This is a genomic window from Actinomadura rubrisoli, from assembly GCF_004349215.1.
Taxonomy (GTDB): Bacteria; Actinomycetota; Actinomycetes; order Streptosporangiales; family Streptosporangiaceae; genus Spirillospora; species Spirillospora rubrisoli.
Genome location: NZ_SMKU01000279.1, coordinates 1 through 12,501, shown reverse-complemented (window position 1 = coordinate 12,501; position 12,501 = coordinate 1). Strand labels below are relative to the sequence as shown.

Here is a 12,501-nt window from a genome sequence, read left to right as displayed (position 1 = left end):
GCGCGGGGGCGAGCACGGGGTTCCGCGGGGTGTCCCCGGTCGGTTCCCTGGCTCGCGAGGTGAGTTCGTCGTGTGCCAACCGGGGTCTCCTTCGCACCGGAGGTTTTCTCGCGCCCTTCCCGAAGAATCGCGGTTCTACCGTCGCGGGCGGCGCCTCCTGCGGGATCCGCCTCCGCGCCGCCCCGACTGAAACGGGCAAAGAGGGGTAAACGCCCGCCATGAACGACGCTCCCTTGCGCCTCGGCGTTCTCGACATCGGCTCCAACTCCGCCAACCTGCGGATCGCCGACCTTTGCCCAGGTGAGGAGCCCGCGCTGGTGCGGTCGGTGAAGAGCGCCGTGCGGCTGGCCGAGGCCACCGACCGGCACGGGGTCATCGGCAGGCCCGCCGTCGACCGGCTGATCGCCGCGGTGCGGGAGGCGGCCGCCGCCTCGGCCTCGGCCGGGGTGGACGAGCTGGTCCCGCTCGCCACGTCGGCGCTGAGGGACGCCGCCAACCGCGACGACGTCGCCGCCGAGGTCCGCGCCGCCACGGGCGTCGCACTCGGGTTCCTCACCGGGGAGCAGGAGGCCCGGCTGACCTTCCTCGCGGTGCGGCGCTGGTACGGCTGGTCGGCAGGGCCGCTGCTGCTGGCCGACATCGGGGGCGGCTCGATGGAGCTGGCCTACGGGACGGGCCAGCAGCCCGAGATCGCGCTGTCGCTGCCGCTCGGCGCGGGCCGCCTCACCCGGCACCACCTTCCGGGGCCGCCGCCGGTGCGCAGGCGCAAGCGCAAGGCGCTGCGCGCACACGTCGTGTCCGTCCTGGACGAGGCCACGCCCGAGATCATCGAGCGGCCGCCGCCCGTCCGTTCCGTGGCGACCTCCAAGACGTTCACGCAACTGGCCAGGCTGTGCGGCGCGCCCAAGACGAAGAAGAACCCTTACCGCGACTGCCACCTCGACCGGCGCGACCTGCTCGGCTGGATCCCCCGGCTGGCCAAGCTGTCGGACGAGGAGCGCGCCGAGCTGCGCGGGGTGAAGTCCTCGCGCGCCCACCAGATCCTCGCAGGCGCGATCGTCGCCGAGTCGGTGATGGACGTCCTCGGCGTCGAGCGCCTGGACGTCTGCCCGTGGGCGCTGCGCGAGGGGATCTTCCTGCACCGGCTCGACGCCCTGGCCGCCGGACGCCCGGCCGGGCCGCCCTTCGAGGCCGTCGAGGACGTGGCGGCGGTACCGGCCCCCGTCCCGATCAGGCCGGACCGGCGGATGCCCCTGGCGCGTGTGCCGCACCCGGCCGGCACCTCCCCGGCCGGGTGACCCGGCGGAGGACCGGCCCCCTCACAGGAGGGCGGTACGGCTCTGGCCGTAGGTCAGCGCGTGCACCTCCCGGGCGGCGGGCAGAGCCCGAGCCTTGTTTCCGGGAAGCTTCCGCAGGATCTGACGGGACATGTGATGCCGTGCCGAGCTTATCGGCAGCTCGTGCAGCGTGCTCAGCGTCAGGCTCAGGCCGTCATCCACCTCGCGGTCCCTGACCATTCCCATCGCCTGGATGACCCGCAGATTCGCGACGGGCCCGAGCGTGCCGGGCGGATACAGCGCCATCGACTCCTCAAGTGCCGCCTCGGCGCGTCGATCTCCGAGGATCGTGTACACGTACGCCTGCTCCCACCGTTGCCGTGCGGCGTTCCATCCGAAGGCCGTGGGGTCGCTGGAGACGCTGTCGGGCAACCGGTCGAACACCCGGCTGAACTCGGTCATCTGCCGCTGTGCGGTGGCGCTGTCTCCGGCCTCTGCCGCCAGGCTGGCAAGCGTCGCATGCACGCGCGGTAGTCCAGCGCAGGGCGCGCCGTCGGCGATCTGGGCGGCCTCAGCCGCCAGGGCAGTGATGTGGTCATGCGGCAGCCCGGCCCACAAGGCTTCGTCCGCTTGCTTGGCCCGCACCCATACACGCAGCCCTCGATTGTCGGATGCGTCTGCGGCACGGCGGGCAGTGCCCCATGCCTTACGGGCGCTGCGCCGGTCCCCGACGTTGTCGAACTCGATGGCCAGCAGCGATGACAGCGCGGCACTCACGCGAAGCAGCCCGGTGCGCTCCGAGTCGGAAAGTTCACCTTCGAGCATCCTGCCGATGCCGATGACGTCAGCGGCGAGGTTGTCGATCAGCGTGCCCATCGGCTGCTGGCTGACAAGGGACCCATATTCGCGGACCGCCATGTTCCAGTCGGCCAGATCGACTTGGGTGCCAACCGCGCGATCGACGCCCGCGAAGACCTCCTCGACGACGCCGGGCGGGACGGCCGCACCTGCACCGGCCGCGGCGATGAGCTGGAGAAGAGCGCGTCGTTTCACGTCATCCCTTCCGTAGGGAGATGCGGATGCCTCCACGCTAACGCCCGGTATGACGGATGTGTCCTGTTCGGCTTGGCCGATTCGCGGCCCCTCGGCTTCGGCCGGGGCCACGGGTTCCCCGCCTGCGTCCAGCACCTCGTCCAGCTCCTCTTCGAGGGGTTCGGCCGACTCGGTGAACGGGTTTTCGTGGCCGTCGACGGACCGTTCAGGTTGAGCGAACAGTTCGGCGATGTCGGCGTCGAGCGCGTCGGCCAGCTTCGCCAAGGTCGAGATCCGTACGCCGCGGCGGGCGCCCTGTTCCAGCTTGCTGATGACGTCCACTGACACGTCGGCGGCGTGGGCGAGACCCTCCTGGGTCATGCCTCGGTCACGACGGAGACGGCCGAGGTTGCGGCCGATTCTGCTAATTTCCCACATAGGCCCTGCGCCTTTCCTAGGTCTTCGACAACCTCAGGCTACGGCGCAGGGCCCCTCCACGTCCGGGCCTCGCGACGACTGGCCGTGACCGGAGAGTGACAGGCGGGCACTCCGGCGCGGCACGGCGATTCGGGGCCCGGCCTGCGGGAAGGGCGGACGAGAGAGCAGGCGGTGCCACCGACCCGGAGGGAGCAGGCGATGAAGGCAGTGGTCTGGCAGGACGTGGGCAAGATCGCGCTGGAGGAGGTGCCCGATCCGGGGATCCGCGATCCGCAGGACGCGATCGTGCGGATCACCTCCAGCGCTATCTGCGGGACGGACCTGCACTTCGTCCGCGGGACGATGCCGGGCATGCGCCGGGGGACGATCCTCGGCCACGAGGCCGTGGGCGTCGTCGAGGAGGCCGGCCCGGGGGTCAGGAACTTCGTCGCGGGCGACCGCGTGGTCATCCCGTCCACGATCGGCTGCGGGCGGTGCGTGTACTGCCGCGCGGGCTACTACGCCCAGTGCGACGTCGCGAACCCGAACGGCCCCGGCGCGGGCTCGTCCTTCTACGGCGGCCCCGAGGCGACCGGCTCGTTCGACGGGCTCCAGGCCGAGTACGCGCGCGTCCCGTACGCCCACACGAACCTGGTCGCCATTCCGCCGGGGGTGACCGACGAGCAGGCGCTCATGGTGAGCGACATCCTGCCGACCGCGTGGTTCGGCGCGCGGCTCGCCGAGGTGGGCCTCGGCGACACCGTAGCGGTGCTCGGCGCCGGGCCCGTGGGCCAGCTCGCCGTGCTGTCCGCGCGGATCCAGGGCGCCGGGCGCGTGTTCGTCGTGGACGGCCACGCGGACCGCCTGGAGACGGCGCGGCTCCAGAACGCCGAGATCATCGACTTCAACGCCGAGGACCCGGTGGAGACCGTCAAGGAGTTCACCGGCGGGGCCGGGCCCGACCGCGTCATCGATGCCGTCGGCGTGGACGCCGAGAGCCCGGCGGGCGGCCCGGCGGCCGAAGGGGTCACCGGGCAGGACCGGCGGGAGTGGGAGCGCGAGCGCGCCCAGGCCGCGCCGAAGACCGCGCAGGACGGCAGCCGGTGGCGGCAGGGCGACGCGCCGGGCCAGGCGCTCCGCTGGGCCGTGGACATGGTCGCCAAGGCCGGGACGATCGGGATCGTCGGCGTCTACCCGCCGCAGTACACGAGCTTCCCGCTGGGCGCGGCGATGAACCGCAACCTGACGGTCAAAGCGGGCAACTGCAACCACCGGCGGTACGTCCCGGGCCTGCTCAGCCGCATCGCCAAGGGCGGGGCCGACCCCACCACCATCCTCACCCAGCAGGAGACCCTGCCCTCGGTCATCGACGCCTACGAGGCGTTCGACCGCCGCGAGCCGGGCTGGACGAAGGTGGCCCTGGAGGTCTCCGGCTGACCTCGCCGTTTGGGCCGTGGCGGAGCGGGCAGCCCGGCGGCAAGGCGGCGTCACGCGCCGAGCCGATCCACAGGGGGGCAGGACATGAGGATCGTTGACACCGGCCAGGTCGAGGAGGTGCTGAGCGATCTCGGCTTCCCGGCGAGCAAGCAGGCGATCGTGGAGCACGCGCACCGCACGCGACCGGGGACGAGGGCCGAGCGGGCGCTGGCGGCGCTGCCTCTCGGGACCTACGCCAGCGCGGCCGAGGTCCTGCGCTCGATCCCCATCGAGCCGGATCCGGAGCGCAGCCCGTCCGAGCGGGACTACCAGCGGCGGCACCACGACAAGCCCGGCCTCGCCGAGCACATGCGCGACACCGAGCGCCCGCCCGTCGAGGACGAGCTGCGCCGCGGCGACGACGGGGCGCTCTGACGGCCGCGTTTGAAGCGGGCCTCCCCGGTTAGAGCTCCGAGGTGGAGGGCGGGGCGAGGAGGGAGGCCGGATGACGGCCGTTCAGGGGAGGCCGGACACCACCGCCGCCGACGCGCTGGCCCGGCACCGCAAGGGCACGCGGTTCGGGGACGTCCTGGCGACCACCGACCACAAGGTCGTCGGCTACCTCTACTTCGGCACGTCGTTCACGCTGTTCCTGGTCGCCGGGCTGATGGCGATGGTCATGCGGGCCGAGTTGCTGGAGCCGGGCCTCCAGGTCGTGGACGCCCACCAGTACAACCAGATGTTCACGATCCACGGCACGATCATGCTGCTGCTGTTCGCGACGCCGCTGTTCGCCGGGTTCGCCAACGTGATCGTCCCGCTGCAGATCGGCGCGCCGGACGTGGCGTTCCCGCGGCTCAACGCGCTCAGCTACTACCTGTTCCTGTTCGGCGCGCTGATGGTGCTGCTGGGGTTCGTCGTGCCGGGCGGCGCGGCGGCGTTCGGGTGGTTCTCCTACGCGCCGCTGTCGTCCGGGGCGTACTCGCCGGGCCACGGCGGCGACCTGTGGGTGATGGGGCTGGTCCTGTCCGGGTTCGGGACGATCTTCACCGCGGTCAACCTGGTCACCACCATCATCGTGATGCGCGCCCCCGGCATGGTGATGTTCCGGATGCCGATCTTCACCTGGAACGTCCTGCTGACGAGCGTGATGGTGCTCATCGCGTTCCCGGTGCTCGCCGCCGCGCTGCTGGCGCTGGAGGCCGACCGCAAGCTCGGCGCGCACATCTACGACTCCGCGCACGGCGGCGCGCTGCTGTGGCAGCACCTGTTCTGGTTCTTCGGGCATCCCGAGGTCTACATCGTGGCGCTGCCGTTCTTCGGCATCGTCACTGAGATCCTGCCGGTGTTCGCCCGCAAGCCGCTCTTCGGCTACCTCGGCATGGTCGCGGCGACCATCGCGATCACGGGCCTGTCCATGACGGTCTGGGCGCACCACATGTTCGCCACCGGGCAGGTCCTGCTGCCGTTCTTCTCGTTCATGTCGTTCCTGATCGCCGTGCCGACCGGGATCAAGTTCTTCAACTGGGTCGGGACGATCTGGAAGGGCCACCTGTCGTTCGAGACGCCGATGCTGTGGGCGCTCGGGTTCCTCGCCACGTTCCTGTTCGGCGGCCTGACCGGGGTGATCCTCGCGTCCCCGCCCATGGACTTCCACCTCACCGACTCCTACTTCGTCGTCGCCCACTTCCACTACGTGCTGTTCGGCACCGTCGTGTTCGCCATGTTCGGCGGCTTCTACTTCTGGTGGCCGAAGATGACCGGCAAGAGGCTGGACGAGACCTGGGGGAAGATCCACTTCTGGTCGCTGTTCGCCGGCTTCCACACGACCTTCCTCGTCCAGCACTGGCTGGGGGCCGAGGGCATGCCGCGCCGCATCCCGGACTACGCCGACGAGTTCAGCACCCTGAACCTCGTCTCGTCCCTCGGGTCGTTCGTCCTGGGCGCCTCGACGTTCGCGTTCCTGTGGAACATCTGGCGGACGCACAAGCGCGGCGAGAGGGTCGGGACGGACGATCCGTGGGGCACCGGCGGGTCGCTGGAATGGGCGACGTCCTGCCCGCCGCCCCGCCACAACTTCACCACGATGCCGCGGATCCGCTCCATGCGGCCCGCGTTCGACCTGCACTATCCGCCCAAGGAGCCGCCCCAGGAGGCCGAGCCCGCGTTGCCGCGCCCGTCCGGCTGACCGCCGCCGGGCGCCTCCCGGATTAGTCCTTGCCTTGGCCGTCCTGCTCGGCCGGGCTGCGGTCGCCGTGACCGTCGCCGCCGTGGCCCTCGCCGATGTGACCGTCGCCGCCGTGGCCGTCCTCACGGCTGTGGTCGCCCTGGCCGCCGCCGTACGCCTCGCTCTGGTAGTTGAGGTAGAAGCGGTTGACGCGGGTCCGGACCTGGGCCCGGACGCGTCCGGGCGTCGGCAGAGGGATGAGGTGCCGCGGGTAGGGGGCGACGATCTCCTTGGGCTGCCGGGCCCGCAGGACGGCCTCCCGCTCGTCCGAGGCCCGCTCGTGGCGCTCGGTGAAGCCGCCCTCCGGGGTCAGCGAGATCAGCCCGCTCTCCACGCCCTCCTCCCGCGTCCGCAGGTCGCGGCGCTGGAGGCTCAGGCAGGCCCGCCGGGTGAGGGCGAACGCCAGGAACGGGAAGACGAAGAACCCGGCGCGGAAGAACCACGTCGTCGCGTACAGCGGGAAGCCGAAGACGTAGGCCAGGACGTCGTTGCCGCCCGCCGCCCACAGGTTGCCGTACCAGGCGATCACGGCGGCACCGATCGCGGTTCTGGTGGCGGCGTTGCGGGGCCGGTCCAGCAGGTGGTGGTGGCGGTCGTCCCCGGTGGCCCACCGTTCCAGGAACGGGTACAGCGCGATGCAGGTGAGGAACACCCCGGGCAGGACGACCGTGGGCACGAACACGTTCCAGCTGACCGTATGTCCGGCCACGGTGGTGCTCAGGGGCGGCATGATGCGCAGCGCGCCCTCCAGGAATCCCACGTACCAGTCGGGCTGCGAGCCGATCGACACCTGGTCCGGCTCGTAGGGCCCGTACAGCCAGACGGGGTTGACCTGGAGGAACGCCGCCATCGCGGCGAGGACGCCGAAGACGTACAGGAAGTAGGCGGCGCTCTGGGCGGCGAAGTGTGGGTAGGTCGGGTGGCCCGACACCAGCCGCTCCCGCCGGTCCTTGGCGGGGAACTGGGTGTGCGTCTGATGCCAGAGGATCATCAGGTGCGCGGTGATCAGCGCGAGCAGGATCCCGGGGATCAGCAGGACGTGCACGGTGAACAGCCGCGGGATGAAGTCCTCGCTGGGGAACTCGCCGCCGAACGCCCACATGCTCACATACGTCCCGGCGACGGGGATCGAGAGCATGATGCCCTGCGCGATCCGGAGCCCGGTGCCCGACAGAAGGTCGTCCGGCAGGGAGTAGCCGGCGAAGCCCTCGGCCAGCGCGAGCCCGAACAGCGTGGCCCCGATCAGCCAGTTGACCTCGCGGGGCTTGCGGAACGCGCCGGTGAAGAAGATGCGCAGCAGGTGCGCGCAGATCGCCGCGACGAAGATGTTGGCGGCCCAGTGGTGGAGCTGCCGCATCAGCAGCCCGCCCCGCACGTCGAACGACAGGTGCAGCGTGGACGCGTACGCCTCGCTCATCCGCAGGCCGCGCAGCGGGGCGTACGAGCCGTCGTAAACGGTCTGGGAGCCGCTCGGCTCGAAGAACAGCGTCAGGTACACGCCGGTGAGCAGCAGCACGATGAACGAGTAGAGCGCGATCTCGCCGAGCAGGAACGACCAGTGCCCCGGGAACGCCTTCCGCAGGTTCTTGCGCAGGAACCCCGCCGCGCCGAGCCGGTCGTCCACGCCCCGCGCGAGATCGCCGATCAGCCTCCCGGCCGCCGGCTCGCCGTTCCGTCCCGCCATCGCGTCCCCCTGGCCGAACTGGGGCGCCTGGTGGTATTCGGCGCCCGAGGCGGCGGTACCCGGCGCGGACCGCGGCAAACGGCGCCGCCGGAGGTCAGGCGCCCTGGTACAGCCCGGTCAGCAGCTCGACGGCGTGCCGGGCGGCCGGATGCGGGTCGTCGCGCCACCACGCGAGCCGGACGGCGATGGGCGCGGCGTCGCGCACCGGCCGGTAGACGACGCCGGGCCGCGGGTACTGGTCGACGGTGCTCTGGGCGGTGACGCCGACGCACCGCCCGCTGGCGACGGCGGTCAGCCAGTCGTCGATGTCGGTGGTCCGCTCGGTCGCGGGCCGGGACCCGGGGGGCCACAGGTCGAGCGTGGTCGTGCCCGACCTCGGGTCGATGAGCAGCGTGCGCCCGCTGATGTCGGCCAGCCGGACGGACCGGCGGCGCGCCCACGGATCGTCCGAGGCCATCCCGCAGAACCGCCGTTCCAGCCCGACGATCACGCTGTCGAACCGGCGCGGGTCCGGGACGGTCCGGACGACGGCGACGTCGCAGGCGCCCTCGGCCAGGCCCCCGGTCGCCGAGTTCGTCCGGACGAGCTGGAGGTCGATGTGCGGCCACCGCCGCGGCCAGCGCCGCTGGAACGCGACGGTGTGGCGGCCCATGGCCGACCACGCGTACCCGATGCGCAGGCGGGTGTGGCCGCTGGTCGCGTCCTGCACCAGGTCCTCGGCCTCGGCCAGCAGGCGGCGGGCCAGCGCGAGGACCCGCACACCGGTGGCGGTCGGCGCGACCTGGCGGCTGGTGCGGCGCAGCAGCCGCACGTCCAGCGCCCGCTCCAGCGCCGCGAGGGTGCGCGACACCGCCGCCTGTGAGACCCCCAGCTCGATCGCGGCGTCGGTGAACGTGCCCGCGTCGACGATCGCGACGAGCACGCGCAGCTGCCGCAACTCGATATCCATGACTCCAGCGTATAGATGAGTCCTCGCATGCATTTTGCGCAAGCTCCGGGCCGTCCCATGCTCGGAGGATGAAGGCGAGCACCGCAGCGCACCGCACGTCCGCCGCCGCTTCCCCCGCCCGCGCCCGCTGGGCCGGGGTCGCGATGATGCTCGCGAGCGGGACGTCCAACCAGGCGGGCGCCGCGATCGGCGCCCTGGCGTTCCCGGTGATCGGTCCGGCCGGGGTCGTGGCGGTGCGCCAGTGGGTCGCCGCGGCCGTCCTCCTCGCAGTCGGACGGCCGCGCCTGCGCGCGTTCACGCGCGCGCAGTGGCGCCCGGTGCTCGCGCTCGCGGCGGTCTTCGCGACGATGAACCTGTCCCTCTACACCGCCGTCGACCGCATCGGCCTCGGGCTGGCCGTCACCCTGGAGTTCCTCGGGCCGCTCACCGTGGCGCTGGCCGGGTCGCGCCGCCGCGTCGACCTCGCGTGCGCCCTCGCGGCGGGCGCGGGGGTGGTCGTCCTGACGCGGCCGCAGCCCACCTCCGACTACCTCGGTCTCGGCCTCGGGCTCCTCGCCGCCTGCTGCTGGGCCGGATACATCCTGCTCAACCGCTCCATCGGGCGGACGCTGCCGGGCGCCGAGGGGTCGGCCGCCGCGGCCGGGCTGTCGGGCCTGCTGTTCGTCCCGGTCGGCGCGGCCGTCCTCGTCCTGCACCCGCCGACCCCGGCCGCGCTGGCCTGCGCGGCCGCCGCGGGCGTGCTGTCGTCGGCGGTGCCGTTCCTGGCCGACCTGCTCGCCCTGCGCCGCGTCCCCGCGCGCTTCTTCGGCGTCTTCATGAGCGTCAATCCGGTCCTGGCCGCCGCCGCGGGCCTGCTCATCCTGGGGGAGACCCTGCACTGGACGCAGTGGACCGGCATCCTGGCGATCGTCACCGCGAACCTCGTCAGCGTCCTGACCACCCGCCGGGCGCCCGCCGCGCCGGTCAGGCCGCGCGGGGGCGCTGCGCCGCGTTGAGGTGGTGGCGCAGGTCGCGGATGTCGGCGCGGAGCCGGTCCGCCGCCGTTGGATCCCGCTCCAGGCCGCCGAGACCGTCGTCCAGCAGGTCCAGTTCGGCGGCGCGGAGCCGGGCGAGCAGCCGGCGCGGCTCCCCGGGCGGCACGTCCCAGCGCTCCTTCCGGCGCCACTTGCGGTAGGTGAGCACGTGGCTCTCGCCCGGGACCAGGACGCCGCCCGCGGTCTCGGCCAGCGCCGCCCGCCGGAACCGGGCCAGGTACCAGTGCCGGGCGACCCGGTAGGTCACCACCGCGGCGATCAGGATCGGCGCGCCCTTCACCGGCAGCAGCGCCGCGCCCGGCAGCAGCGGCGTGTCCCACCACGAATGCACCGCCATCGCCAGCAGGAGCCCGCCGGCCGCGAGACCGGCGTTTACCCGGGACGCCCGCCCCAGCAGGCAGCCCAGGCCGGCGCCGCCGACCGCCGTCATCGCCCAGTGGCTCCACCACGCCCCGCCGACCACGCGGCTGCCGAACGAGAAGACCGCCGCGTTCACGTCCTGCGTGGCCCCCGTCATGACGATCGTGTTCAGCACGTACAGGAAGTTCTCGGAGAACTGGAACCCCAGCCCGACCAGCGCCCCGTACCCGAACCCGTCCAGCGGCCCCCGGACCGCCGAGGGCACGATCAGCGCCAGGACCGCGACGCCCAGCAGCTTCAGGATCTCCTCGTCGACCGGCGCCGCGATGGCCGCGCCCCACGTCGCGTTGAACTCCGGCCCCGCCGTCTTGCCGAGGACCGCCTGGAACGCCGCGTTCACCGGCAGCGCCAGCCCGAACGCGGCCAGGCCGCCCCACGCCACCGCGATCAGCGCGTACCCGAGCGGGCGCGTCCGCACCGGATGCAGCCGCCGCAGCATCCACACCCCGACCGCCAGCGCCGGTGACAGCAGCGCGAACCCGGTCACCGTGCCCGCCGGGAAGGCGCGGACCTGCGGGCCCAGCACCCGCAGGGCGATAGAGACCCCGATCAGGCACGTCACGGCCCACAGCCAGAACGCCGGACGCGCGGTCACGGCGAGATCCGGATCGTCCGCACCATCGCCTGGACCTGCGCGGCCACCCTCCGGTACGCCCCGGGAGGGCCCGCCGCCGTCACCGTGGCACCGAGCGCGTCGTCGGCGACGACGCTCGCCGTGCCGATCCGCCCGCGTCCCGCCAGGCTGCCCGTCAGACCCCGCAACCCCTGCGCCGTTGTGATCGCGGCCGGCGCGGTGCGCAGCCGGACCCTCCCGTGCACCGAGACGATCCGTCCGAGCCCGTCCCACAGCGCCCGCGCGTTCAGCGGCGCCAGCGGGACGATCACGCTCAGGTTGAAGACGACCCCGTCCCGCACCAGCTTGGCGTTGTTGCCCAGCGACGAGCCCTCCTCGCTGAGCGCCCACCCGGCCGAGGGAACCGAGAACGCCACCGGACGAACGCCGCCGCGCTCCGTCCCGACCGACAGGACCGTCCCCGCGCGAAGGGGCCTCTCCCCGTCACCGAGCGCTTGGTCCAGCAGGGTCAGCCCGGCCCCGAGGACGAGCAGCACCAGCGCCACGAGGCCCGTGCCCCACCATCTCACCCGCGCCACATGGCCCCCCGATGACCTGTCCAACCGGCATGCCCGGGGGCTCAGGGCCTAAACAAGATCAAAGCCAGTGGCCGGGCCGCTCCAGCCCCTCCGGGACGCGCGTCTCGGCGTCGCCCCTGGCCGCGCTGAGCTGGGACCGCGTCACGAACAGGCTCCCGCGCAGATCGGCGCCGGCCAGGTCGGCGTTCCGCAGGTCGGCCCCGATGAGATCGGCCGCCCGCAGGTCGGCCCGCCGCAGGTCGGCGGCGATCAGGCAGGCGCCCCGGAGGCAGGCGCCCCGCAGGTCGGCGCCCTTCAGCTCCGCCCCGACCAGGTCGGCGCCCCGCAGATCCCGGCCCCGCCGCCCGGCCCGCGCCATCTCGCTCGCGCGCGTCAGCAGCACGTTGGCGTCGTCGCGGACCTTCGCCACGTCCACCCCGGCCACCGCCTCGGGACCGCCCTCGGTGAGCCGCTCCGTCTCCTCCAGCATCCGCCGCAGATCCCCGTGAACCGGCCGCGCGGCGGGCATGCCGAGCGCCGCGTCCAGGTACCACAGGAGCTCATGCAACTGCCGCATCACCGGAAAGACCGTGAACATCTGCTGGGCGAGGCTTTGCTGACGCCAGTCCCGTCCAGCGAACGTCTCCTGCGAGACCTTCTGGCCCGCCCCGAAGCAGTCGAACACGGTGCAGCCGGAGAACCCCCGTCCCCTCAGGTCGGCGTGGATCCCGCACCGGAAGTCGGCCAGCAGATTCCCGCACGGCTCCCCGGCGGCCTTGTCGACCGCGAAATCCGCCGACGCGGCGAACGGCAACGCCACGCAGCACAGCCCGAAACACCGGGCGCAATCAGCCTTGAGCATCGATCTCCCACAACACGGCAACACCCCATTATCCCGCCTCCCAGCTGCGAAC

The 12,501-nt window shown here is 72.6% G+C and carries 11 protein-coding genes; 5 read left to right on the top strand and 6 right to left on the bottom strand.

Annotated elements, in window-relative coordinates:
* Positions 1–218: 218 nt before the first annotated feature.
* A complete protein-coding gene (locus tag E1298_RS35250; RefSeq protein WP_243726004.1) occupies positions 219–1,298 on the top strand; it encodes a Ppx/GppA family phosphatase in 1,080 nt (359 codons plus the stop codon).
* 21 nt (positions 1,299–1,319) lie between these two features.
* On the opposite strand, the gene E1298_RS35245 is transcribed toward E1298_RS35250, so the two are convergent.
* Positions 1,320–2,747: a helix-turn-helix domain-containing protein gene (locus E1298_RS35245; RefSeq protein ID WP_131901104.1), complete on the bottom strand. Its 1,428-nt coding sequence runs from the start codon at positions 2,745–2,747 to the stop codon at positions 1,320–1,322.
* A gap of 198 nt (positions 2,748–2,945) precedes the next feature.
* Here E1298_RS35245 and E1298_RS35240 point away from each other — a divergent pair, with 198 nt between their 5' ends.
* From E1298_RS35240 to ctaD, 3 genes are all read left to right on the top strand, one after another.
* Positions 2,946–4,163 carry a zinc-dependent alcohol dehydrogenase gene (locus E1298_RS35240; protein WP_131901102.1) on the top strand — a complete coding sequence of 406 codons (1,218 nt, stop codon included), beginning with the start codon at positions 2,946–2,948 and terminating at the stop codon, positions 4,161–4,163.
* A gap of 84 nt (positions 4,164–4,247) precedes the next feature.
* Positions 4,248–4,577 carry a DUF2795 domain-containing protein gene (locus E1298_RS35235; protein ID WP_131901100.1) on the top strand — a complete coding sequence of 110 codons (330 nt, stop codon included), beginning with the start codon at positions 4,248–4,250 and terminating at the stop codon, positions 4,575–4,577.
* A gap of 70 nt (positions 4,578–4,647) precedes the next feature.
* Complete coding sequence (ctaD, locus tag E1298_RS35230) at positions 4,648–6,330, top strand: aa3-type cytochrome oxidase subunit I (RefSeq protein WP_131901098.1); 1,683 nt, start codon at positions 4,648–4,650, stop codon at positions 6,328–6,330.
* A 22-nt stretch (positions 6,331–6,352) separates the two neighbouring features.
* Here the strand turns inward: ctaD and qcrB are convergent, their stop codons facing one another.
* Both qcrB and E1298_RS35220 read right to left on the bottom strand, forming a co-directional pair.
* Complete coding sequence (qcrB, locus tag E1298_RS35225) at positions 6,353–8,053, bottom strand: cytochrome bc1 complex cytochrome b subunit (RefSeq protein ID WP_131901096.1); 1,701 nt, start codon at positions 8,051–8,053, stop codon at positions 6,353–6,355.
* Between the two features lie 94 nt (positions 8,054–8,147).
* Positions 8,148–9,002, bottom strand: coding sequence for a LysR family transcriptional regulator (locus tag E1298_RS35220; RefSeq protein WP_131901094.1), 855 nt, complete (start codon positions 9,000–9,002; stop codon positions 8,148–8,150).
* Between the two features lie 68 nt (positions 9,003–9,070).
* Between E1298_RS35220 and E1298_RS35215 the strand changes: the two genes are divergently transcribed.
* Positions 9,071–9,997: an EamA family transporter gene (locus E1298_RS35215; protein WP_131901092.1), complete on the top strand. Its 927-nt coding sequence runs from the start codon at positions 9,071–9,073 to the stop codon at positions 9,995–9,997.
* On the opposite strand, the gene E1298_RS35210 is transcribed toward E1298_RS35215, so the two are convergent.
* The 3 genes from E1298_RS35210 to E1298_RS35200 form a co-directional block, all read right to left on the bottom strand.
* Positions 9,966–11,051 (bottom strand): PrsW family intramembrane metalloprotease, encoded by a 1,086-nt coding sequence (locus E1298_RS35210; protein WP_131901090.1) that lies wholly within the window; start codon positions 11,049–11,051, stop codon positions 9,966–9,968. The genes E1298_RS35215 and E1298_RS35210 overlap by 32 nt on opposite strands.
* On the bottom strand, positions 11,048–11,599 hold the full coding sequence (locus tag E1298_RS35205) for a hypothetical protein (protein ID WP_131901088.1): 552 nt from the start codon (positions 11,597–11,599) through the stop codon (positions 11,048–11,050). The genes E1298_RS35210 and E1298_RS35205 overlap by 4 nt, the downstream gene beginning before the upstream one ends.
* A gap of 67 nt (positions 11,600–11,666) precedes the next feature.
* Positions 11,667–12,449 carry a pentapeptide repeat-containing protein gene (locus E1298_RS35200; protein ID WP_131901086.1) on the bottom strand — a complete coding sequence of 261 codons (783 nt, stop codon included), beginning with the start codon at positions 12,447–12,449 and terminating at the stop codon, positions 11,667–11,669.
* Positions 12,450–12,501 lie beyond the last annotated feature (52 nt).

Bases quoted from the DNA above. Each gene is read 5' to 3' on its own strand.
- E1298_RS35245 (WP_131901104.1), bottom strand. From the start codon at position 2,747: ATGTGGGAAATTAGCAGAATCGGCCGCAACCTCGGCCGTCTCCGTCGT.
- E1298_RS35250 (WP_243726004.1), top strand. From the start codon at position 219: ATGAACGACGCTCCCTTGCGCCTCGGCGTTCTCGACATCGGCTCCAAC.
- E1298_RS35220 (WP_131901094.1), bottom strand. From the start codon at position 9,002: ATGGATATCGAGTTGCGGCAGCTGCGCGTGCTCGTCGCGATCGTCGAC.
- E1298_RS35235 (WP_131901100.1), top strand. From the start codon at position 4,248: ATGAGGATCGTTGACACCGGCCAGGTCGAGGAGGTGCTGAGCGATCTC.
- E1298_RS35200 (WP_131901086.1), bottom strand. From the start codon at position 12,449: ATGCTCAAGGCTGATTGCGCCCGGTGTTTCGGGCTGTGCTGCGTGGCG.
- E1298_RS35215 (WP_131901092.1), top strand. From the start codon at position 9,071: ATGAAGGCGAGCACCGCAGCGCACCGCACGTCCGCCGCCGCTTCCCCC.
- ctaD (WP_131901098.1), top strand. From the start codon at position 4,648: ATGACGGCCGTTCAGGGGAGGCCGGACACCACCGCCGCCGACGCGCTG.
- E1298_RS35240 (WP_131901102.1), top strand. From the start codon at position 2,946: ATGAAGGCAGTGGTCTGGCAGGACGTGGGCAAGATCGCGCTGGAGGAG.
- qcrB (WP_131901096.1), bottom strand. From the start codon at position 8,053: ATGGCGGGACGGAACGGCGAGCCGGCGGCCGGGAGGCTGATCGGCGAT.